At 74.0% G+C, this 20069-nt stretch carries 23 protein-coding genes; 1 reads left to right on the top strand and 22 read right to left on the bottom strand.

Going from position 1 to position 20069, the window contains the following annotated elements; all coding sequences use genetic code 11:
* Nucleotides 1–30 precede the first annotated feature (30 nt).
* The 22 genes from OH807_RS19990 to OH807_RS19885 form a co-directional block, all read right to left on the bottom strand.
* Nucleotides 31–903: an SDR family oxidoreductase gene (locus OH807_RS19990; protein WP_406200659.1), complete on the bottom strand. Its 873-nt coding sequence runs from the start codon at nt 901–903 to the stop codon at nt 31–33.
* Nucleotides 900–1622, bottom strand: coding sequence for a thioesterase II family protein (locus OH807_RS19985; protein ID WP_406200656.1), 723 nt, complete (start codon nt 1620–1622; stop codon nt 900–902). The genes OH807_RS19990 and OH807_RS19985 overlap by 4 nt, the downstream gene beginning before the upstream one ends.
* Before the next feature lie 111 nt (nt 1623–1733).
* A complete protein-coding gene (locus OH807_RS19980; protein ID WP_406200653.1) occupies nt 1734–1952 on the bottom strand; it encodes an MbtH family protein in 219 nt (72 codons plus the stop codon).
* A gap of 133 nt (nt 1953–2085) precedes the next feature.
* Nucleotides 2086–2703 carry a 2-hydroxychromene-2-carboxylate isomerase gene (locus tag OH807_RS19975; RefSeq protein WP_406200650.1) on the bottom strand — a complete coding sequence of 206 codons (618 nt, stop codon included), beginning with the start codon at nt 2701–2703 and terminating at the stop codon, nt 2086–2088.
* A 79-nt stretch (nt 2704–2782) separates the two neighbouring features.
* Nucleotides 2783–3529 carry a 3-oxoacyl-[acyl-carrier-protein] reductase gene (gene fabG, locus OH807_RS19970; protein WP_406200647.1) on the bottom strand — a complete coding sequence of 249 codons (747 nt, stop codon included), beginning with the start codon at nt 3527–3529 and terminating at the stop codon, nt 2783–2785.
* A gap of 11 nt (nt 3530–3540) precedes the next feature.
* Nucleotides 3541–4020 carry a 3-hydroxyacyl-ACP dehydratase FabZ family protein gene (locus OH807_RS19965; protein WP_406200645.1) on the bottom strand — a complete coding sequence of 160 codons (480 nt, stop codon included), beginning with the start codon at nt 4018–4020 and terminating at the stop codon, nt 3541–3543.
* Complete coding sequence (locus OH807_RS19960) at nt 4017–4421, bottom strand: 3-hydroxyacyl-ACP dehydratase FabZ family protein (RefSeq protein WP_406200643.1); 405 nt, start codon at nt 4419–4421, stop codon at nt 4017–4019. The genes OH807_RS19965 and OH807_RS19960 overlap by 4 nt, the downstream gene beginning before the upstream one ends.
* Nucleotides 4421–4669, bottom strand: coding sequence for an acyl carrier protein (locus tag OH807_RS19955; RefSeq protein WP_406200641.1), 249 nt, complete (start codon nt 4667–4669; stop codon nt 4421–4423). The genes OH807_RS19960 and OH807_RS19955 overlap by 1 nt, the downstream gene beginning before the upstream one ends.
* A gap of 79 nt (nt 4670–4748) precedes the next feature.
* The gene (locus OH807_RS19950) at nt 4749–5855 is read right to left on the bottom strand and encodes a beta-ketoacyl synthase N-terminal-like domain-containing protein (RefSeq protein WP_406200639.1); all 1107 of its coding nucleotides are present in this window, start codon (nt 5853–5855) and stop codon (nt 4749–4751) included.
* Nucleotides 5856–6019: 164 nt separating this feature from the next.
* Nucleotides 6020–6388, bottom strand: coding sequence for a hypothetical protein (locus OH807_RS19945; RefSeq protein WP_406200637.1), 369 nt, complete (start codon nt 6386–6388; stop codon nt 6020–6022).
* Nucleotides 6385–6780, bottom strand: coding sequence for a hypothetical protein (locus OH807_RS19940; RefSeq protein ID WP_406200635.1), 396 nt, complete (start codon nt 6778–6780; stop codon nt 6385–6387). The genes OH807_RS19945 and OH807_RS19940 overlap by 4 nt, the downstream gene beginning before the upstream one ends.
* 1 nt (nt 6781) lies before the next feature.
* Nucleotides 6782–7126, bottom strand: a complete 345-nt coding sequence (locus tag OH807_RS19935) for a hypothetical protein (RefSeq protein ID WP_406200632.1) — start codon at nt 7124–7126, stop codon at nt 6782–6784.
* On the bottom strand, nt 7123–8091 hold the full coding sequence (locus OH807_RS19930; protein WP_406200630.1) for a hypothetical protein: 969 nt from the start codon (nt 8089–8091) through the stop codon (nt 7123–7125). The genes OH807_RS19935 and OH807_RS19930 overlap by 4 nt, the downstream gene beginning before the upstream one ends.
* On the bottom strand, nt 8088–8987 hold the full coding sequence (locus OH807_RS19925; RefSeq protein WP_406200628.1) for an alpha/beta fold hydrolase: 900 nt from the start codon (nt 8985–8987) through the stop codon (nt 8088–8090). Before OH807_RS19925 ends, OH807_RS19930 begins: the two co-directional genes overlap by 4 nt.
* Nucleotides 8984–9859 carry a beta-ketoacyl synthase N-terminal-like domain-containing protein gene (locus OH807_RS19920; RefSeq protein ID WP_406200625.1) on the bottom strand — a complete coding sequence of 292 codons (876 nt, stop codon included), beginning with the start codon at nt 9857–9859 and terminating at the stop codon, nt 8984–8986. Before OH807_RS19920 ends, OH807_RS19925 begins: the two co-directional genes overlap by 4 nt.
* 67 nt (nt 9860–9926) lie before the next feature.
* Nucleotides 9927–11075, bottom strand: a complete 1149-nt coding sequence (locus tag OH807_RS19915) for a beta-ketoacyl-[acyl-carrier-protein] synthase family protein (protein ID WP_406200622.1) — start codon at nt 11073–11075, stop codon at nt 9927–9929.
* A complete protein-coding gene (locus tag OH807_RS19910) occupies nt 11072–12337 on the bottom strand; it encodes a beta-ketoacyl-[acyl-carrier-protein] synthase family protein (RefSeq protein WP_406200619.1) in 1266 nt (421 codons plus the stop codon). The genes OH807_RS19915 and OH807_RS19910 overlap by 4 nt, the downstream gene beginning before the upstream one ends.
* A gap of 34 nt (nt 12338–12371) precedes the next feature.
* Nucleotides 12372–12626: an acyl carrier protein gene (locus OH807_RS19905; RefSeq protein WP_406200616.1), complete on the bottom strand. Its 255-nt coding sequence runs from the start codon at nt 12624–12626 to the stop codon at nt 12372–12374.
* Between the two features lie 107 nt (nt 12627–12733).
* Nucleotides 12734–13537 (bottom strand): thioesterase II family protein, encoded by an 804-nt coding sequence (locus OH807_RS19900; protein ID WP_406200614.1) that lies wholly within the window; start codon nt 13535–13537, stop codon nt 12734–12736.
* 39 nt (nt 13538–13576) lie between these two features.
* Entirely contained in the window at nt 13577–14500 is a 924-nt protein-coding gene (locus tag OH807_RS19895; protein ID WP_406200611.1) for an ACP S-malonyltransferase, read from the bottom strand.
* A 249-nt stretch (nt 14501–14749) separates the two neighbouring features.
* Complete coding sequence (locus tag OH807_RS19890) at nt 14750–15553, bottom strand: LuxR family transcriptional regulator (protein WP_406200609.1); 804 nt, start codon at nt 15551–15553, stop codon at nt 14750–14752.
* 277 nt (nt 15554–15830) lie between these two features.
* Nucleotides 15831–16613 carry a DNA-binding response regulator gene (locus OH807_RS19885; protein WP_406200607.1) on the bottom strand — a complete coding sequence of 261 codons (783 nt, stop codon included), beginning with the start codon at nt 16611–16613 and terminating at the stop codon, nt 15831–15833.
* 682 nt (nt 16614–17295) lie between these two features.
* On the opposite strand from OH807_RS19885, the gene OH807_RS19880 reads away from it, so the two are divergent.
* Nucleotides 17296–20067 carry an AMP-binding protein gene (locus tag OH807_RS19880; protein ID WP_406200604.1) on the top strand — a complete coding sequence of 924 codons (2772 nt, stop codon included), beginning with the start codon at nt 17296–17298 and terminating at the stop codon, nt 20065–20067.
* Nucleotides 20068–20069: the final 2 nt, after the last annotated feature.

The following is a 20069-nucleotide window of genomic DNA, read 5'->3' as shown; positions in this document are numbered from 1 at the left end:
TGACGTACGTGAGAGCGTGGGGCGGCCGGGTCAGCGGGCGCTGAAGCCGCCGTCGACGGTGAGCGTGGTCCCGGTGACCTGGCGGGAGTCGTCGCCGGCGAGCCAGAGCGCGGCGCCGGCGATGTCCTGCGGTTCGATGAGCGCGTTCATCGGCTGGGACTGGACGAAGATCTCCTCGTGCTCCTCGACGGCGACGTCGAGCGAGCGGGCGATCTCGGCGAGCATCCGGCCCTCGTGCAGCGGGTCGTCCCGGACCGAGCCGGGGCAGAGGGCGTTGACCCGGACCCGGAACGGCGCGTAGTCGAGGGCGGCGGCCTTGGTCAGGCCGATCAGGCCGTGCTTGGCGGCGACGTAGCCGGCGAAGTGCCGGTAGCCGACCAGGCCGGCGGTGGAGGCGACGTTGATGATGCTGCCGGAGCGCTGCTCGACCATGGCCGGGGCGAGCGCCTTCGTCATCCGCCAGGCGCCGGTGAGGTCGATGCCGACCATCAGCTCCCACTCGTCCTCGGCGATCTCGTGGACGGCCTTGCCGGAGGGCGCGGCGATGCCGGCGTTGTTGAGCAGCACGTCCACGGTGCCGAAGCGCTCCAGCGCCTGGTCGGCGGCGGCGGCCACGGCGGCCGGGTCGCGGACGTCGGCCGCCACCGTGTGCACCGCGACCCCGTGCGCCCGGCAGAGTCCGGCGGTGTGCTCCAGCTGCCCCCGGGAGCCCAGCGGGTACGGCACGCCGTCGAGGTCGCCGGCCACGTCCACCAGCACCAGGTCGGCGCCCTCGGCGGCGAACCGGACGGCGCACGAGCGGCCGAGGCCGCGGGCCGCGCCGGTCACCACGGCGGTCCGGCCCGCGAGCCGGCCGCCCGCGCCGCCCGTACCACCCGGGCCGCCCGGGTTGCCGGCGTTCACGAGGGCCGGCCCGCGGGGGCGGCGAGCGCGGCGGCGACGGCCTCGATCACCGGCAGCGGCGAGTCCGCGAGGTACATGTGCCCGCCGGCCGGCTCCACCAGGCGGAACGCGCCGGTGGTGGCCTGCCGCCACTGCCCGGCCTCGTCGCGGGTCACCAGGGTGTCCCCGGTGGCGCGCAGCGAGGTGACCGGGGTGTGCAGCGGCTCGTCGGAGCCGGGCCGGTAGTTCTCGTGCATCTCCACGTCGGCGCGCAGGATCGGCAGCAGCAGTTCGCGCATGTCCGGATCGGCGAGGGCGTCGTGCTGGTAGCCGGCGAACTCCTGCACCCGGGCGAGGAAGGCGTCGTCGTCCAGGCCGGTGGCGCGGCTGCCGCGGCCGGTCCACGGACCGGGCGAGCCGCTGACGAACAGGTGGGTGAGGCGGCTGTCCGGCTGCTGTTCCAGCACCCGGGCGAGCTCGAAGGCCAGGACGGCGCCCAGGCTGTGCCCGAACAGCGCGACCGGGCCGTCCCCGGCCAGCTCGGCGACCCGCGGGGCGAGCGCGGCGGCCGCGGTGGCGGCGTCGGTGAACGGCTCGTCGAGGAAGAGCTCCTCGCGGCCGGGGAGTTGGAGCGGGACTATGCGCGGTGCGGGGGCGGGGAGGTTCTTCCAGGCCCGGTAGAAACCGGCACCGCCCCCCGCGAACGGGAGGCACACCAGGGAGTGGGTCATCAGCGGCATCGCTTTCTGGGAAGCTGCGTGGTTGCCACGCTGTCATCGGCGCCCGAGCACGGGCAACGGGCGTTGCAGATTGCTGCCAACGCCCGTTGCCCGCCCGCCCGGTGGGGAGTGTCAGGCGACCGCGTCCATGGCGTCGGCCAGGGACTTGGGCCGCATGTCGGTCCAGTTCTCGGTGATGTAGTCGAGGCAGGCCTGCCGGCCGTCCTCGCCGAACGCGGTCGTCCAGCCGGCCGGGATCTCGGCGAAGGCGGGCCAGAGCGAGTGCTGGTTCTCCTCGTTGACGAGGACCAGGTAGCGGATGTCGTCGCTCTCGAACGGGTTGCTGGCCATGAGGGGCCCTTCCTGGGCTTGAGGGGTACGGGTGGTCCTGGCGGTGCGGTCCCGGGGCGCCCCGGGCGGCGCAGGTGCCGGCCGGCGCAGGTGCCGGCGCGGGTGCTGGCGCGGTGACGGTGCGAACGGGCCGCTAGCGGGTGGCGCGGATCCGCTCGACGAAGTCCGGCAGGCGGTCCACCCCCCAGTACTTGTCGAAGCCGCAGATGAAGAACGGGACGCCGAACACCCCGTCGCGGTGCAGCGAGTTGAGCGCCGTCATGCCCAGTTCGCGGATCCCGGCGTCCTGGTACGCCCCGGCGAGCGTCTCCGGGTCGAGCCCGATGGTCGCGCCGATCTTGCGCATCGTGTCCGGCGCCGAGATGTCCTCGCCGCGCTCCCACCGCGCGCGGTACGTCTCGGCGATGAACTCCCGCCCCGCACCGAGCCGGTGGGCCGCCAGGTAGGCCAGGTGGGAGACCTCCCAGCGGGGGGCCGGGTCCACCGGCCAGACCATCGCGAGGTCCCGGGCCCGGGACAGCCGGCGGACGTCCTGGAGGATGTAGAGGTGCTTCTCCTTCGACATCGGGACGTACGGGAGGGTGATGTTGCTGCGCTCCAGCTCGTCCAGGGCGGGTTCGTCCGGCTCCCAGAAGGGCAGCCAGTCGATTCGCTCGGCCACGTCCGGGTGGTGGTCCACCAAGTCCCGGTAGGCCATCCACGAGTAGGGGCTGCGGAACGAGAAGTACCAGCGCGGTGCGCGTCGTGCCATCGCCGCCTCAGCTTTCGTACGGGTGGTGTGGAAGGCCCCCGACGACTGCGAAGGCCGCTGCGCGGAGCCGGTGGCCCGGCTAGATGGTGATGCCGCCGTCGATCTGCAGGACGGCGCCGGTGATGTACGCGCCCTTGTCCGAGACCAGGTAGGCGACGAGGTCGGCGACCTCCTCCGCGGTGCCCATCCGGCGCAGCGGGATCGAGGAGAGCGCGTCCTTGCGGGCCTTGTCGTTCATCGCGGCGACCATGTCGGTCTCGATGAACCCGGGGGCGACCGCGTTGACCCGGATGCCGGCCCGGCCGGTCTCCTTGGCCAGGGCGCGGGTGAAGCCGATGATCCCGGCCTTGGACGCCGAGTAGTTGGTCTGCGTGCCGTGGCCGTAGACCCCGGCGACCGAGGAGATGTTGACCACGGCGCCGCCACGGCGCTTCATCATGCCGAACACCACCGCCCGGCAGACGTGGTAGACGCCGTCCAGGTTGGTGTCGATGACCTCGCGCCACTGCTCGTCCTCCATCAGGACGAGCGGGTTGTCGCGGGTGATGCCGGCCGCGGTCACGGCCGCGGAGACCGGGCCGAGCAGCTCCTCGGTGGCCTCGATCCAGGCCCGGACGGCGGCGCCGTCGGCGACGTCGACCCGGGTGCCGACGATCCGGACGCCGTGCTCCTGGCCGGTCTTCTCCAGGGTGCGGGCCGCGGCGTCGTCCGAGCGGTAGCAGAACGCGACGTCGAAGCCGTCCCGGGCCAGGGCCCGGACGGTGGCCCGGCCGATGCCGCGCGAGCCGCCGGTGACCAGCGCCACCCGCGGGGTGGTGTCCCCCATGTGATCTCTCCTCAGACGGTGGCCGGGCGCAGCGCCTCGGCCGGGCGGAAGGCCATCACGATCCGGCCGACCGTCATCACGGTCTCGCCGGCCGACCGGGTCTCCCCCTCGAACAGCAGGGTGTCGTCGACCTTGCGGTCCAGCCGGACGCGGTGCTCCAGCACCTCGCCGGGCAGCACCGGGCGGTGGAACTCGACGTCGGTCATACCGCCGAACAGCATCACCCGGCCGGTGAGCACGTCCGGGTTGGGCTCGTCCCAGGTGGCCAGGACGCCGGCCGACTGGCACCAGGACTCCACCAGCAGCGAGCGCGGGTAGCCGAAGTCCTCCTCCGCGCTGTCCGGCCCGAGCCGCTCGTACCAGGGCTCGTTGCAGGTGACCGCCTTGAGGGCGGTCAGCCGCTCGCCGGGTTCGAGGTGGACCACGCGGTCCACCAGCAGCATCGGGAAGCGGTGCGGCAGCCGGGCCCGGATCTCCCGCTGGCCGATCACGACGCCACCGCCGCGGCCGGGCCGGGCAGGTCGTAGCGGAGCCGGACGCTGGCGGCCGGGCCGCGGTCGGTGGTCAGCCGGGCCCGGCACTGCCAGGAGCCGGCCGGGGTCGGCCGCCATTCCATGGCGAGGTCGACGACGTCGCCGGGGAAGACCGGCCCGGTGAACCGGGTGGACTCCACGGCGGCCAGCTCGCCGCCCGCGGCGGCGGCCGGCAGGGTGGCCAGGGCGCCCTGGTGGGTGCATTCGACGAGGCAGACGCCCGGGAAGATCGGGAACCCCGGGTAGTGGCCGGGCAGCACGGTCTCGGTGTCGGCGACGCGGAAGCGCGCCGCGGTGCGCAGCTCGCTCCCGGCCGGCAGCACCTCGACCGTGCCGCTGAGCGGTCCGGCGGCGGGCATCAGGCCGCCGCCGCCGTGGCGAGCCGGGCGAGCAGCACGTCGTGGGCGTTCTGCAGCGTGGTGATCCGCTTGAGGTCCGACTCCGGCAGCTTGACGCCGTAGGTCTTCTCCAGCACGACCACCACCTCCAGCGCCATCAGCGAGTCGACCTCCAGGTCGTCCACGAAGCGCGCGTCGTCGGTGACCTCGGCGGTGTCGACGTCCAGCACCTGCGCCACCACGGCGCGGAGTTCTTCCTTGTCCAGCACGGTTGTTCTGCCTTTCGGTGAAGTCGGGGCCCGGGGTGACCGGGGGAGCGGGGGAGCCGGGGGCCGGTGGGCCGGGGGCTCAGCGCAGGCCGAGCAGGGCGCAGCCGACGGTGCCGGTGCGGTCCACGGAGGTGATCACGCCGATCCGGCCGGCCGCCTCGGCGGGCCGGTCGGCGGCGTACGACAGCAGCGCGGTGGTCTGGAAGGCGGCCGCGGCCGCCCCGGTGTCGCCGATCAGCCCGGTCAGCGTCAGGTCGGCGTAGCCGGTCCCGAGCACCTCCAGGACGGCCTCGGCCTCGGCCCGGCCCTCGGGGCCGGGAGCGCCGGAGCGGGCGACGGCGGCCACCCGGCCGGGGTCGACGCCGGCCCGGTCCAGGGCGGCCCGCAGCGCGGCGGCGAGCGCCGGGCCGGTGCCGCCGCCGAGGACGACCCGCAGCTCCACGGCGAGGACTTCGGCCAGCACCGGCTGGTCCGGGTCCTCGGGGGCGTGGGGTTCGACGAGCAGCATGGCGCAGCCCTCGCCGAGCGCGGGGGCGTCCCCGCCGCCCGGTTCGCCGCCGTGGTGCTCCAGCCAGGCGCGGGCCGGGCTGAACTCCTCCGCGGCGCCGCACAGCACGGTCCGGGCCCGGCCCGAACCGAGCAGCCGGCGCGAGTAGTTGAGCGCGTGCAGGCCGGCCGTGCGGCCGCCGGCGATGGTCGCGTTGGGGCCCTTGAGCTGGTACCAGATGGCGCTCTGGCCGGCCGCGCAGTTCATCACCGTGTTGGGGAAGCGCGCCGGGTCGACGAAGAACGGCTGCTCGCCGGTGAGCGAGTCGCGGGTGAAGTCCATCATCGACTGGGCGCTGCCCGTGGTGGTGCCGAGCGCGAACGCGGCGCCCTCACCGGTGCCGACGGCGCGGTTGCGCGGGCCGTCGTCCAGCAGCGCGCCCACGGCGGTGACGGCGAGTCCGGTGACCCGGTCCATCGAGCGGGTGCCCTTCTTGCCGAGCACCTCGCGGATCGAGAAGCCGGGGACGACGTGGCCGATCCCTTCGGGAGTGGTGCCGTGCTCGGCACCCAGCTCGGTGACGGTGCCGCGGCGTTCGCGCAGGCCATCGGCGAAGGCGGCCCGGCCGATGCCGTACGGCGACACGGCCGACCAGGCGGTGATCACCGGGCGCCCGGCGCCCGTGGTGAGGGTGGTCATGACCGTCACCTTGTCCTTCCGGTTCGGGGTTGGCGGTTCGTGGCTGTGGCGGTTGGTGCCGGTGCTGCTGGGGCGGTGGTGCTGAACGGTGCTGCCGGTCCGGGCCGGCGGCGGTCCCGGCCGTCGTGGCCGTCGTGGTGGTCGTGGCGGTCGTGCGGACGGGGTCAGAGGAAGACGACCGCCCGGTACTCGACCCAGCGCGCGGCGGTGGCCCTGGGTGCCACGCGTTCGACACCACCGACGACCGGCGGCGCCGGGCCGTCCGTGGTCGGGCCGTCCGTGGTCGGGCCGTCCGTGGTCGGGCCGGGCTCCTCCACCAGGACCCGCACCCCCGCGTCGAGCAGGGCGCGCAGCCCCGGGCGGGGGCCGGTGGCGGTGTCCAGGGCGTACGCGGCGGCGGCGCCGCGCAGCAGGACGTCGAGCCCGCCGAGCCGGTGGTGCAGCCCGGTGTCCAGGTGCAGCTCCCGGAGGAACCGCCGGTCGAGTGCGTCGTGGTCGCCGCGCTCCGCGACGGCCAGGGTCCGGCCGTTCATCGGGCCACCCCCAGGACCAGGGTCCGGTCGGCGGCCGCGACGTTGTCCGGGTACCCGCCGGGCGGGCGGAGCACCACCTGCGGGAGGTGGTCCAGCGCGCCGCGTTCGTTGCTGCAGCCCCGGCAGCCGTACCAGTACAACCGGTCCGGGTAGGCCGTCAGCAGCTCCTCGGCCAGGGCCACCGGGTCCGGGCCGGCCGGGTCGCGGGGCGCGTCCGGGCCGGGCGGGCGCCGGGTGAGCAGCGTCGCGCAGCCGCAGGTCCACACCTGCACGGTGGCGCCGCGCTCCAGGAGCGCCGCGGTCAGCCGCAGGGCGGTGACGACCTGGTCCGATGCGTGGGGGGCGCCCATCAGGGTGACGAGCACGTCCGTGTGCGGGATCTGCCTGGCCACGTCAGTGCCACACCACCCGGACGGCCGGATCGAGGATCCAGCCCGCCACCACGTCCATGCCGACCACCCGGAGCTCCGGCCGCAGGGCGGCCGTGTCCAGGCCGTGCTGGGCCAGCGAGAAGCTGTCCGCAGCGAGCACCCCGCCCTGCGCCTGGAACCGGTCCAGGTCGCTGTCGCTGCCCGGGACGGCGAGCACCACCCCGTCCTGGACCAGGAACAGCAGCGCCGACTGCCCGGTGAGCACCTGGGTCACCGCGTCGCGCCGGAAGCCCGCGTCCGGTACGACGCGGCCCTGGCTCTCGATCAGCAGCAGACGCGGTGAGGCGCCCTCCCACGTGTCGTTCACGCCGCCGGCGCCCCGTTGATCGCGTCGAGGACGTGCTGGTCGAAGCTGACCAGGCTCCAGTCGCGGCGGTTGCCGATCACCGCGTAGCCGTGCACGATCCGGCCGGTGGCGGTCTTGACCAGCTTGCCGTCGCGCAGCACGTAGAAGTCCATCCGCGAGGTGTAGGTGAAGTCCTTGAAGACCTCCTCGACGGTGTAGACCGTGTAGAGGTCCTCCTCCATCAGCGCCTCGTCGAGGATGCGGATGTCGGAGCGCGGCACGACCGGGATCCACTTGCGGTCGTCCAGCAGGGTCTTGATGGAGATGCCGCGGTCGGCGACGAAGCGGTCCTTGCCCTCCTCCATCAGCCGCAGGTAGCCGGACATCTGGATGCGCTCGGTGAAGTGGCAGTACGGGTACGGGATGTTCCACTTCCAGGCGTACGCGTTCGACCCCGCGGTCAGCGAGGCGAGGATCTCCTCCTCGGCGGGCGCGGCGGTGCCGGGCTCGCGCTCCAGGTCGTCGCCCAGCTTGGCGACGGCGAAGCGGGCGAGCTGCTCCGGTACGGTGCCGGCCGCCTCCAGGTAGGTGTCGATCCGCAGCGAGACCCGGACCTTGGAGGTGACGGCCTTGAGGGTCTCGCCGCCCCGCTCGACCCGGACGGTGACCTTGAAGCCGATCGTCCCGTCCTCGTCCTTGGTCCACGGCACGACCTCGGCCTCGGCCAGGTCGTCCATGTGGAAGGCGTGCAGGATGCGGGTGTCGATGGTGACGAGGTCCAGGCCGAGGCCGTGCTCCTCGTAGAGCGCGCGGGCCGGCAGGGCGCTCTGCCGGAAGTGGTCCAGTACGGCTTCCTCGACCAGGTAGTTGACGTGCTTGAACCCGATCCAGGTGCAGATGTTGGAGCCTTCGTAGCGGGGCCGGACCTGGGTGGTGGTGGACGTGGTCAGCAGCGCCTTGACGGCGGTGTCCGTGACGAGGGTCATCGCTGGAGCTCCAGGGCTTCGGGGAGGGCCCGCCCGCGCGGCGCGGGGAGGCCCGGGGTGGTGTGGACGAAGTCGCTCACCGCGGCGGCGAAGCGCTGCGCCGCGTCGAGCATCGGGAAGTGCCCGCTGCCGGGCAGGACCAGGCACCGCGCGTCGGGCAGGGCCGCGGCGAGCGCGACCGCCTCCCCGGGGCGGGCGGCGAAGTCGGTCCCGCCGGCCAGGACCAGGGTGGGCAGGGTGATCCGGTCGGTCGCCAGGGCGGGCGTGCGCAGGTACAGGTCGAAGAACCGGAACCAGCCGTACGGCCCGACCCGGTCGCGGACCCGCTCGCCCATGGCCCGGCGCAGGTCGGCCGGGATCCGGTCGCCGGAGTGCGCCCGGATCCCCTCCTCCATGATCAGGTGGAAGTCGTTCAGGTAGTAGCTGATGGTGTCCCAGTCGAACTCGTCGGCCCGGCGCCGGTAGAACGGGGAGACCAGCACGAGGGCGCGGATCCCGCCCCGTCCCGGCGCGTCGCCGTCCGCCCCGGGCCCGGCGAGCAGGTCGAGCAGGACGTTGGCCGCCATCGAGTGGGCGACCACCACCTCGGGGCCGCCGGGTACCGCCGCCAGTGCCTCGGCGAGCGGGGCCCGCAGGCCGTCGTCACCGAAGCCCGCGCCGAACCCGTCGGCCACGGTCTCGGTGCGCCAGGGCAGCCGGGCCGTCCACAGCTGGAAGTCCGCCGGCAGTGCCGGGAGGACGGCGTCCCAGACCGTGTCGTTGGCGGCCAGGCCGTGCAGCAGCAGGACGCGCGGTCCGCTGCCCGCGGTGCGCCGTTCGACCGCGACCGGGCGCAGGTCGGGGCCCGGGTCCGGCCGGGCGCTCCGCTCCGCGTCCGGTCCGGCCGTGCCGGTCATGCGGCTTCGGGGGCGAGCAGCAGCAGGTCGGCGCGGGCATCGTCGTCCGCACTGCCGGTGACGGCCTGGACGGGGCCGGGCTCGCCGGCGTCGAAGAAGCCGACGGCGGCGGCGACCTGGAGCAGGCCGGCCGCGCCGGAGGCCCGGCCGAGGTGGGCCGGCAGCTCCCAGCGACGGCCGCGGGCGGCGGTCTCGCCGGCCCCGCGGCGGTACCCGCCGAGGACGGCCCGGACCGTCGCGGCGCGGGCGCCGGCCGCCGCCCGCGACTCCAGGACGAGGGCCGCCCCGCCGTCCACCGTGCGCTCGCCACCGAGCAGCCGGCGCACCACGTCGTTGTCCGGCTCGACGCCGAGCACGAGCACCCGCTCGACCCGGCCGGCGCCGATCAGGGTGGCCGCCCAGTGGACGGCGTCCAGGCCCGAGGTCTCGCCGTTGCAGAGCATCAGGTTGGGCCCGCGCAGTCCGTAGCGGATCGCCGCCGAGGAGGCGACGACGTTGCTGGAGGCGTTCGGCAGGTCCATCGGCGAGGTGGCCGTGACGGTCTCCTCGCGCAGGGTGTCCAGCGCCCGGGCGACGGTGTCGAGGTTGCCGAAGTTGGAGCTGGCGACCACCCCGACGCTGGTGGCCGGCACGGTGATGCCCGCCTTCTCGTCGGCGCCGAGCAGGCCGGCGTCGCGCAGGGCGGCGGCGGTCAGCGCGTAACCGAGCTGGGTGGCCCGGTCCTTGTAGCGCAGGCCCTTGCGGCCGACGTGGGCGGCCGGCTCGACCGGCTCCCCGCCGGGGGCGGGGCCGTCGGCCAGGGCCCGGACGGTGTCGGTGCCGGGGAGCAGTACGGCGGCGCCGGTGACCACCACGGCGGTGTCGGTCGTCATGCGCCCACCTCGCTGCACTCGGCGGGGGCCTGGGCCCGCGCGCGCCGTTCGAGCGTTCGCTCGCTCATCAGGTCCCCTCCACAATTGCCACGGCGTTGATCCCGCCGAATCCGAAGGCGTTGAGCTGCGCCACCCGCAGCGTGGGGTCGGTGGCGGCCCGCCCGGTGACGAAGCGGAACGCCGCGGCCTCCTCGACCGGCTCGTCCAGGCCCACGGTCGGCGGCACCCGGCCCTCGTTGAGGGCCTGGAGGCCGACGATCAGGTTGATCAGGCCGGACGCGCCGGAGGTGTGCCCGGTCATCGACTTGACCGCGGTCATCAGCGGCGCCGCGGCGTCGTCGCCGAGCACGGCGGCGAGCGCGGTGGCCTCCGCCTCGTCGTTGAGGAGGGTGCCGGTGCCGTGCAGCATCACCAGGTCCACGTCGGACGGCTTGACGCCGGCCAGGCCGTGGGCGGCCCGCATGGCCTCGGCGATGCCCTCCGGGGACGGTGCGGTGACGTGGTACGCGTCGCAGTTGACGGCGACCCCGCGCAGCCGGCCGTGCACCCGCGGAGCACCCTCCTCGGTGCGGCGCAGCACGACGGCGGCGGCGCCGTCACCCATCAGGACGCCGGTGCGGTTGCGGTCGAACGGCCGGACCTGGTCCGGCGGCGTCGGGTGGACGCGCTCCAGCAGTCCGTACATCGACTCGGTCAGCACGTCCACGCCGGCCACGATGACGGTGTCCGGGGCGTCCTCGCCCTCCTGGTCGAGCAGGTCGCTGCCGAGCGCGAGCGCGTACAGCGAGGCCGAGCAGGCGTTGGAGAAGGTGTGCGTGACATCGGCGTTGAACCGCTCCCGCAGACCGGTGCCGAAGTGCAGCCCCGAGTCGGCGAACGGCGAGCCGTCGCGCCACCACAGCTCCAGCGAGCGCAGTTCGCGCAGGCCGGTGCCGACCAGGATCGGGATGCCGGAGAGGTCCTCGCCGAGGCCGGCGTCGGCCGCCGCCTGGGCGATCGCCTCGTGCAGCAGCCGGCCGGCCCGGCCGGCCACGTCCTGGCCGGCCACCGGGCGGTCGTCCACCTCGTACGCGTACTGCGCGCGGAACCTGGTGCGGTCGAAGCCCCGCAGCTCCGCGCGGCCGCTGACGCCCGCGCAGAGGTTCTCGAAGAGCTCACCGACCCCGGAGCCGGTGGCGGCGACGGCACCCATCCCGATGATCGGATGGATCGTCATGACGCCTCCTTGATTGCGTCGTACCGGCCGAGCAGGACCGCGGCGTTGTTGCCCCCGAAGGCGAGACCGTTGTTCTGGACGATCCGGAGGTCGGCCTCGACGGCCTGGTTGGGCACGCAGTCGACGTCGCACTCGGGGTCGGTGGTGACGTGGTTGATGGTGGGCGGGATGAAGCGGTTCTGGATGGCCAGGGCGCAGCCGATCGCGCCGAGCGCGCTGGCCGCCCCCATGCTGTGTCCGAGCATCGACTTCATCGAGATGGTGCGCGGCGGGCTGTCGCCGAAGACCTGGCGGATGGCACCCGCCTCGGTGATGTCGTTGGCCTTGGTGCCGGTGCCGTGCGCCGAGATGAGGTCCACCTCGTGCGGCTTCACGCCGGCGTTGTCCAGGGCCAGCCGCATCAGTTCGGCGACGCTGTCCCGGTCGGGCGCCACCTGGTGGTGGGCGTCGCAGTTGAGCCCGTAGCCGAGCACCTCGGCGTAGATGGTGGCGCCGCGTTCCAGTGCGGAGTCCAGCCGCTCCAGGACGAGCACGCCCGCGCCCTCACCGGTGAGGATGCCCTTGCGGTCGACGTCGAAGGGCTGGCAGCGGTCGGGGGCGATGGTCCCCAGCCGGTAGAAGCCGGTGAAGGTCTTGCGGCACATCGCGTCCGCGCCGCCGCAGAAGGCGAACTCCGCCTCACCGGAGCTGACGGCGTCGAAGCCGTAGCCGATGGCGTAGTTGCCCGCCGAGCAGGCGGTCGGGATGGTCAGTGCCTCCACGTCGGTCAGGCCCAGTTCCTGGGCGATGGCGACCGACAGCCGTCCGGCCGGCACCCGCCGGGCGGCCGTCGGGTCGAACGCGCCTGTTCCTTCGGCGAGTTCGCGCTCGACCAGCTGGTCGAGGTCGTAGCTCTCGCCGTCGGTCGTCCCGATGGAGATCAGCCCGCGCCGGTCGCGCAGCTGCGCCGGGTCGAGGCCCGAGTCCTCCAGTGCCATCCGGGCCGCCGCGGTCGAGAACTGCGCGGCCCGGCCGAGCTGTTCGACGTCCAGCGTGCTGATCCAGTCCCGGGGGTCGAAGCCCGTGATCTCGCATCCGTTCGCGTGGGCGAAGCCCTCGGTGTCGAACAGCGAGATGGGCCGGGCACCGCTGCGGCCCTCCCGGAGTCCCTGGAGGAACTCCTGGACGCCGAGCCCGATGCTGGACACCACTCCGAGTCCGGTGAGAACCACCCGGTGCCGCCCCGGCCCGGTCGGGCCGGGGCTGCGCTCTGCCGCCGTCATGGCAACCTCTCCATCCGTCGCAGGGTCGTCCGGCCTACCAGCCGGCCGGCTCCGACACGACCTCGTAGACGCCCTTGAGGTTGACCATGCGCGGCAGCTCGCTCTGGTTGATCACCACGCCGAACTTCTTCTCCAGCGCGGCCAGGATCTCGATCGCGCGGAGCGAATCGGCGTCGTGGTCCTCCTTGAAAAGGCTGACCTCGGTGACCTCGTCCTCCTCGATCTCCAGAATGTCGCAGACAATGTCCTTGATGGTTTCGAGGCGCTCGTCGCGGGTGGCGGTGGTCATGTTTCTCCCCTTTTCAGGATCGGCCCCGCCGGAATGTCCGTGCGGGATTGCCGTGGAATGCGCGGCGGGTGGCGCGCATTGGAATTCTGCGGTGCCGTGTTCGGCACTCACAACGGCGGCTGCAACAACCTGCCACCGGTGCCCGGGAATGCCGGCCGGGACGCCGCCCGGGCCAGCCGGGACCGGATGTCGGAGGTCAGGGCGGTGTGCTGGTCGACCAGGTAGAAGTGGCCGCCGGGCAGTACCTGCAGCTCGAAGCCGAGCGGCGCGGTCCGCGCCCAGCCGGCGACGTCGTCGGGGGTGATGTCCGGGTCGGCGTCGCCGACGTAGCCGACGACCGGGCAGGGCAGCGGCACGCCGGGGCGCGCGGTGTAGCGGGTGACCGCCCGGAAGTCGGCGCGCAGGGCGGGCAGGACGAGCTCGCGCAGGTCCTCGTCGGCGAGCAGCGCCGCGTCGGTGCCGCCGAGCTTGCGGACCTCGGCCAGCAGCTCCTCGTCGTCGGCGAAGTCCGTGGGCCGCGGGCCGAGCAGGTGCGGGGGCTTGCGGCCGGAGACCATCAGCAGGGCCGGTGCGGCGTGGTACCGCCCGGCCAGGCGGAGCGCGATCTCGTAGCCGAGGGAGGCGCCCATGCTGTGGCCGAAGACGGCCAGCGGGGTGTCCAGGTACGGGGTCAGTTCCGCGGCGATCGCGTCGGCGAGGTCCTCCAGGGCGGTCCACGGGTCCTCCGCGATCCGCTCCTGGCGGCCGGGGTAGCGCACCGCCAGGACTTCGACGTCCTCGCCGAAGGCGTGGCCCCAGGTGTGGAAGAAGCCGGCCGAGCCGCCGGCGTGCGGCAGGCAGAGCAGCCGCAGCCGGGGGGTGCTGCCGGTGGCGTAGCGGCGCAGCCAGATGCTCTCGGTGCCGAGCGCCATGGCGTGGTCCTCCTTCTCGGTGGTGGGCGCGGGCGCCGGTCAGTCCAGCGCCGCCGGGCTGTCCAGGGACACCACCCCGGTGTCCGGGGCGATCCGGCGGATCAGCCCGGCCAGGGTGCGTCCCGGGCCGATCTCGACCAGCCGGCGGCAGCCGAGCGGGCCGGTGAGGGTGTGCACGGCCGGCTCCCAGAGCACCGGCGAGGTGAGCTGGCGGGTGGCGAGGTCGGGCCAGTCGCAGTCGCCGCGGTACACCCCGGCGTCGGCGTTGGCGACGACCGGCAGGTGGACGGGGGCGAAGGCGGTGTTCTTCAGCGCGGTGCGCAGCTCGTCCGCGGCCGGCGCCATGTACGGGCTGTGGAAGGCCCCGCCGACCTGCAGCCGGATCATCTTGGCGCCGATCGACGGTGCCTCGGCGCCGATCCGCCCGATGCCCTCGACGGAGCCGGAGACCACGGTCTGGCCGGGCGCGTTGACGTTGGCGACCCAGACCTCGGCGCCGTCGGCGCGGAGCCGCTCGGTGAGCCCGGTGACCTCCTCCAGCGGGGCCGCGACCAGGACGCCCATGGTGCCGGGGCGCTGTTCGGCGGCGGCCCGCATGGCCCGGCCGCGGGCGGCGACCAGGGCGGCCGCGTCGGGCAGGGCGAGCGCACCGGCGGCGGTCAGCGCGACGTACTCGCCGAGGCTGTGGCCGGCCACGGCGGCCACCGGGCCGCCGAGCGCCCCGCGGCGGACCGCCTCGGTGTACGCGACCACGGCCACCGTGAAGACGGCCAGTTGGGCCAGGTCGGTGCGCCGCAGCTGTTCGTCGGGCGTTTCGAGGAGCAGCTCCCGGACGTTCTCGCCGGCGGCCTCGGAGATTTCCCCGACGAGTTCCCAGGACGGGGTGTCCTGCCAGGGAACGCCCATTCCCGCCTTCTGGGTCCCCTGTCCGGGGAACACCAGGCCAATCGGTTCCTGCGTCATGGACCCGCCTTCCGCGCCGAATTCACCGGAGGAGCGGGGATCCGCCGCCGGGGTTTTCCCGGCGGGCGGATCCCCGCGCCGGCGGCCGACGACTCGGGGGAGGTCGCGGGACGCCGGGAAGGGCATTCCGGCGTCCCGTGGGCCCGGAATCCCTTTCCTGCGGCCCATACAACTGCGGGCTTCCGCCGGGCGGCAACACGCCTTTCAGGAAGCTGCCAACGGCCCGTCCCGGGGCGGTCCGGACGGCTGCTACGGCTTGCCCGGCGGCCCCTCGGTGCCGGCCGGCGGGGTGGTCCGGGCCGGGCGCAGCAGGCCGAGCTCGGCGGCCCGGACGCCCGCCTGGAACCGCGAGTGGGCGCCGAGCAGGGCCATGATCTCCGCGACGTGCCGGCGGTAGGTGCGCACCGAGACGGTCAGTTCGCGGGCGGCCACCTCGTCCGTGACGCCGGCCCGCAGCGCGCCGAGGATCTGCTGGGCGAGTGCGGCCCGGTCCCGGTCCCCGAAGACGATCCGCTCGCCGGCCGGGACGGCGTTGCGCCACACGCTCTCGAAGAGCGAGCCGAGGGTGTGCAGCACCTCCGGCTTGTGGATCACCGAGGCCCGTACCCCGCTCGCCGACTCGGCCACCACCAGGGCGGTGGTGCCGTCGACCAGCAGGGCCTGCAGCGGCGGGACCCTGGCCACCCGGATCGCCACCGGTCTTTCCAGGGCGAGCTGTTCCCGCACGAAGTCCTCGTCGACCATGGCCGGATTGGTCAGCAGCCGGACGGCGGACGTCTCGGCGGCGGCATAGATCAGTTTTCGTTCGGCGTCCGCGCCGCGGTCGGGCAGTTCGCCGGCCCCGGGCATCCGGGCGTGCACGATGTCGATGCTGCGGACCGCGTTGCGGATCATGGTGGCGGCCGTGTGCAGCACCGGTCCGTAGCCGCCGTCCACGGTGGAGATCTGTTGGGCGCGGGTGCTGTGGTCCCGGTGGATGGCCACCGTGGATTCGATCAGCGCCCGTACTTCGAGGAGAGCCCGTTCCAGCTCGTCCTCGGCTTTGATGGACACGTCCTGCTCACCGTCCCCCGTTGGTGGTCTCGCTGCTCCGCGGCCGGCCGCAGGGGTGGGCCGCGGTCTTCCCCCGGAGGTGGCCGGGGGTGGTGCCGGCCCGCGGATCCGTCGCCGTACCGGCCGCAGGCCGGGGCGGCGCCCGTCGGGGGCACACCTGGTCGGGGCGCGGTCAGTCGTCGCCGGGTCGCATGGCCGTCCTCCTCCGTCGTGGGGTGCGCGAGTGCCGCCGCACTGCCGGTGCGGCGGCCCGATCCGTTCCTGTGCGCCGGTGCGGCTACTCGAAGAGCAGTCCCAGCTCGACGGCGCGGACCCCGGCCTGGAACCGGGAGGTGGCGCCGAGTTCGCGCATGATCTCCGCGACGTGCCGCCGGTAGGTCCGCAGCGACATGTTGAGGTCGCGGGCGGCGGCGTCGTCGGTGTAGCCGTTGCGCAGCCGTTCCAGGATGCGGCGGGTGAGGTCGCCGAGCAGCCGGGGGCTGAGGGCCAGGTGCTCGTCGATCTTGCGGCCGCCGGACCAGGCGCCGGCGAAGAGCAGTTCCAGGGCGCGCACCGCGGCCCGGTCGTTCACCAGGGTGGCCTGTCCCTTGGCGTCGCCGGCGCCGGCCCGGACGAGTGCGGCGCTCCCGTCGGCGATCACGATGTCGCGCAACTGGGCCTCGGAGACCCGGATCTCGAACCGGGAGCCGGGGGCCTGCGCGAGCGCGGCGAGCTCGCCGTCGGCGACCTCGGGGACGCACAGCAGCCGGACGACCGGGCCGGGGGCGAGGTCGGTCAGGGCCTTGCGGGCGATCAGCGAGTAGATGTCGTCACCGGTGATCGCGACGCAGACGGAGTGCCGGGCGCGGAAGACCAGGTGCTCGACGGCCTCGCCGAGCACGGCGACGTCGGTGTGCGGGGCGGCGGTGCCCGGGGCGGGCCGGCGCCGGTGCAGGGAGACGGTGGACTCGATCAGTGCCCGGGCCTCCAGCAGCGTCTTCTCGACGTGCGCGGCGTGTTCCGCGGGCGTGCTGTCCCCCGTTCCGGGCCCGTTCGGCGGGCCGGCCGAGGCGCTGGTCACGCTGTCCCCCTTAGCGCGGTGATCTTCTGCGGCAGCAGCAGATTCTTTCTTCAACTGTTCAATCCAGAACATGTAAAGGTGACACATGCTCAGATCACCTTGACTGACAGTAGTTCTCTTGTTCGAAGCCCGTCAACCTTTACCGGAACATTGAGGTCGGCGCAGGTCATTGCAGGTCAGGGCGGGTTGCGGCCGAGCAGGAGGCGGATCGGAGCCGATCGGCGGGCGACGCCGCACGGCTCGCCTATACCAACCGGAGATATTCCTGCCACCGAAGCGGCGGATCTCCGGCCGGTCTGACACGAAGCTGCATCCACCCCCGAAATGCAAAAGGCCGGATTCCGGTTTTATCACGAGTCGTGGTGATGTTCTCACGGCCCGTGGCGGCGGTGACCCCTTCCGGCCAACCAGGAAGGACCCCGGCGGGTCGGGCCTGCTTCGACCCTACGGTAAGCCGTGTGACCACAAGCCGCACGAGGACCGACCGGCCCACCGGCCCGCTCTTCTCACCCGCCACCGCCGCGACGGCGCGGTGGCGGGCGGTGTCTCCCTCGGTACTCCGTCCCCAGCTGCCCTGACGCGTCACGCTCGCGGACTCCCGCACGAGTCCGGTGCCTCGCCCTGTTTCGGCGCGCCCTCGGCCTGGCCCGGCGCGCCGGCCCGAGATCAGGAGACAGACGCCGTGAACCCCGCCACCAACCTCACCGACCTACTGCTCACGGCCGCCGGGCGGCACCCCGACACCGGCCTGGCCTACGGCCGCGGCGACGCCGACGCCGGGCTCGCCGGGCAGAGCTACCCGGAGCTGCTGCTCGCCGCCCGCCGGATCCTGACCGGCCTGCGCGCCCGCGGCCTGCGCCCCGGTGACCGTGTGCTGCTGATCCTGGACCGCCCCGGGGACTTCCTGCCGGCCTTCTGGGGAGCCGTGCTCGGGGGCTTCGTCCCCTGCCCGCTGGCCGCCCCGGCCGCCGACCCGGACCGCTGGGCCGACCGACTGGCCCACGTCGGCGCCCTGCTGGACGGCCCGCTGGTGGTGACCACGGAGGCCGTCGCGGCCGTCCTCCCGCCGGGCGGCGGCCTGTCGGCAGCGGTGCCGGCGGAGCTGGACGGCGAACCGGCGGCGGAGCTGCACCGGGCGGCGCCGCAGGACACCGCGATCCTGATGCTGACCTCCGGGTCGACGAGCAACTCCAAGGCCGTGATGCTCAGTCACGCCAATCTGCTGGCCTCGATGGCCGCCAAGAACGGCCACCACCGGCTGGGCCCGGCGGACGTCACCCTGAACTGGGTGGCCTTCGACCACGTCGCGGCGCTGCTGGAGTGCCACCTGCTGCCGCTGTCCACCGGCAGCCGCCAGCTGCACGTCGAGCCCCCGGTCGTGCTCGGCGACCCGCCGGAGTTCCTGCGGCTGCTCTCCCGGCACGGCGTGACCATGACGTTCGCGCCCAACTTCCTGCTGGGGCTGGTCACTGCGGGCCTCGACCGGGTGGTGGCGGCCGGCGAGCGGTTCGACCTCGGCCGGGTCCGGCAGATCATCAGCGGCGGAGAGGCCGTGGTGGTCGGTACCGGAGAAACGTTTCTGGAGCTCCTGGCGCCGCACGGACTGGCCCCGGACACGCTCTGGCCCGCGTTCGGAATGACCGAGACCTGCGCCGGCAGCGTCTACTCGCGCGGTGGCTTCCCGCAGACCGACCGCGGCGCCGAGTTCGCCAACCTCGGCACCCCGGTGGCCGGCCTGGAGCTCCGGATCGCCGACGACGCCGACCGGCCGCTGCCCGCGGGCGAGGTCGGCGAGCTCCAGCTCCGGGGCCCGGTCGTCACCCGCGGCTACTACCGCGACCCACGGGCCACCGCCGACGCCTTCACCGCCGACGGCTGGTTCCGCAGCGGAGACCTCGGCCGGCTCGACCACGGCCGGCTCACCCTGGTCGGCCGCAGCAAGGACAGCGTCATCGTGAACGGCGTCAACCACTTCAGCCACGACATCGAGGCCGCCCTCGAACCGCTCGACGGCGTCGCCCGCTCCTACGTCGCCGCCTTCCCCACCCGGCCGGCCGGCAGCGACACCGAGCAGCTGGTGATCGCCTTCCACCACGACCTGCCGGAGGGGGACGAGCGCGCCCTCCACCGCGTGCTCACCGCGATCCGCGCCACCGTGGTGACGCACTGGGGGTTCCGGCCCGCCCTGGTGCTGCCGCTGCCCGCCGAGGCGTTCCCCCGCACCAGCCTCGGCAAGATCCAGCGCGCGCTGATGCGCCGGCGCCTGGAGACCGGCGGCTACGAGCAGTGGCAGCGCTCCACGGCCGAGCTGACCCTGCGCATGCTGGGCGGCCACACCCCGCCCGAGGGTCCGGTCGAGCAGGCCCTCGCGGAGATCTACGGCGAGCTCTTCGACTGCGACCCGGCCGCGATCAGCGCCACCGCCGGCTTCTTCGACCTCGGCGGCACCTCGCTGGACATCCTGCGGCTGCGCGCCCGGGTGGCCGAGCGCCTCGGGGTCACCGGTCCGGAGGTCGTCACCCTGCTGACCGCGCCGACCGTCCGGGCGCTCGCCGCCCGGCTCGCCGAACCGGCCGGGCCGCGCCCGTACGACCCGCTGGTGACGATGCAGCGCGGCGGCACCGGGACCCCGCTGTTCTGCGTCCACCCCGGCGTCGGCGAGGTGCTCGTCTTCGTCAACCTCGCCCGCTACTTCACCGGCGACCGCCCGTTCCACGCGCTGCGGGCCCGCGGCTTCAACGACGGCGAGAAGCCCTTCGTCACCTTCGAGGAGATGGTCGACACCTACGTCGCGGCGATCCGCGCCGAGCAGCCGCAGGGCCCGTACGCGGTGGCGGGCTACTCCTACGGCGCCGCGGTCGCCTTCGAGATCGCGAAGGCGCTGGAGGCGCAGGGCGAGCGGGTCGACTTCGTCGGCAGCTTCAACCTGCCGCCGCACATCAAGTACCGGATGGACGAGCTGGACTTCCCGGAGACCGCCGCCAACCTGGCGCACTTCCTGGAACTGATCGACCGGGAGCAGGTGCGCACCTTCCCGGACACCGTCCGGCACCTGGGCCGGGAGGAGCAGACCGAGCGGCTGCTCGCCCTCGCCGCGCCGCGCCGCCTCGCCGAACTCGACCTGGACGCGGATCGGTTCGGCACCTGGGCGGACGTCGCCGACACCCTGACCGACCTGGGCCGGACGTACACGCCGAGCGGCGACGTGCGCAGCGTCACGGTCTTCCACGCCGTCCCGCTGCGCGGCACCCGGCAGGAGTGGCTCGACAACGAGCTGCGCCGCTGGGACGAGCACAGCCGGGAGGAGAACCGGTACCTGGAGGTGCCGGGCGAGCACTACACGCTGATGGGCCCCCGCCACGTGGCCGCCTTCCAGGCGGTCCTGCGGCGGGAGCTGGACCGCGCGCTGGCCGACGCCGACGCCCTCGCGGTCCGACGGGCGGAGAACCGATGACG

This window comes from Kitasatospora sp. NBC_01560 (assembly GCF_045208415.1).
Lineage (GTDB): Bacteria > Actinomycetota > Actinomycetes > Streptomycetales > Streptomycetaceae > Kitasatospora.
This window is presented reverse-complemented; position numbering and strand designations above follow the sequence as displayed.

Bases quoted from the DNA above. Each gene is read 5' to 3' on its own strand.
- OH807_RS19985 (WP_406200656.1), bottom strand. From the start codon at position 1,622: ATGCCGCTGATGACCCACTCCCTGGTGTGCCTCCCGTTCGCGGGGGGC.
- OH807_RS19980 (WP_406200653.1), bottom strand. From the start codon at position 1,952: ATGGCCAGCAACCCGTTCGAGAGCGACGACATCCGCTACCTGGTCCTC.
- OH807_RS19975 (WP_406200650.1), bottom strand. From the start codon at position 2,703: ATGGCACGACGCGCACCGCGCTGGTACTTCTCGTTCCGCAGCCCCTAC.
- fabG (WP_406200647.1), bottom strand. From the start codon at position 3,529: ATGGGGGACACCACCCCGCGGGTGGCGCTGGTCACCGGCGGCTCGCGC.
- OH807_RS19960 (WP_406200643.1), bottom strand. From the start codon at position 4,421: ATGCCCGCCGCCGGACCGCTCAGCGGCACGGTCGAGGTGCTGCCGGCC.
- OH807_RS19950 (WP_406200639.1), bottom strand. From the start codon at position 5,855: ATGACCACCCTCACCACGGGCGCCGGGCGCCCGGTGATCACCGCCTGG.
- OH807_RS19945 (WP_406200637.1), bottom strand. From the start codon at position 6,388: ATGAACGGCCGGACCCTGGCCGTCGCGGAGCGCGGCGACCACGACGCA.
- OH807_RS19930 (WP_406200630.1), bottom strand. From the start codon at position 8,091: ATGACCCTCGTCACGGACACCGCCGTCAAGGCGCTGCTGACCACGTCC.
- OH807_RS19925 (WP_406200628.1), bottom strand. From the start codon at position 8,987: ATGACCGGCACGGCCGGACCGGACGCGGAGCGGAGCGCCCGGCCGGAC.
- OH807_RS19920 (WP_406200625.1), bottom strand. From the start codon at position 9,859: ATGACGACCGACACCGCCGTGGTGGTCACCGGCGCCGCCGTACTGCTC.
- OH807_RS19915 (WP_406200622.1), bottom strand. From the start codon at position 11,075: ATGACGATCCATCCGATCATCGGGATGGGTGCCGTCGCCGCCACCGGC.
- OH807_RS19910 (WP_406200619.1), bottom strand. From the start codon at position 12,337: ATGACGGCGGCAGAGCGCAGCCCCGGCCCGACCGGGCCGGGGCGGCAC.
- OH807_RS19905 (WP_406200616.1), bottom strand. From the start codon at position 12,626: ATGACCACCGCCACCCGCGACGAGCGCCTCGAAACCATCAAGGACATT.
- OH807_RS19900 (WP_406200614.1), bottom strand. From the start codon at position 13,537: ATGGCGCTCGGCACCGAGAGCATCTGGCTGCGCCGCTACGCCACCGGC.
- OH807_RS19895 (WP_406200611.1), bottom strand. From the start codon at position 14,500: ATGACGCAGGAACCGATTGGCCTGGTGTTCCCCGGACAGGGGACCCAG.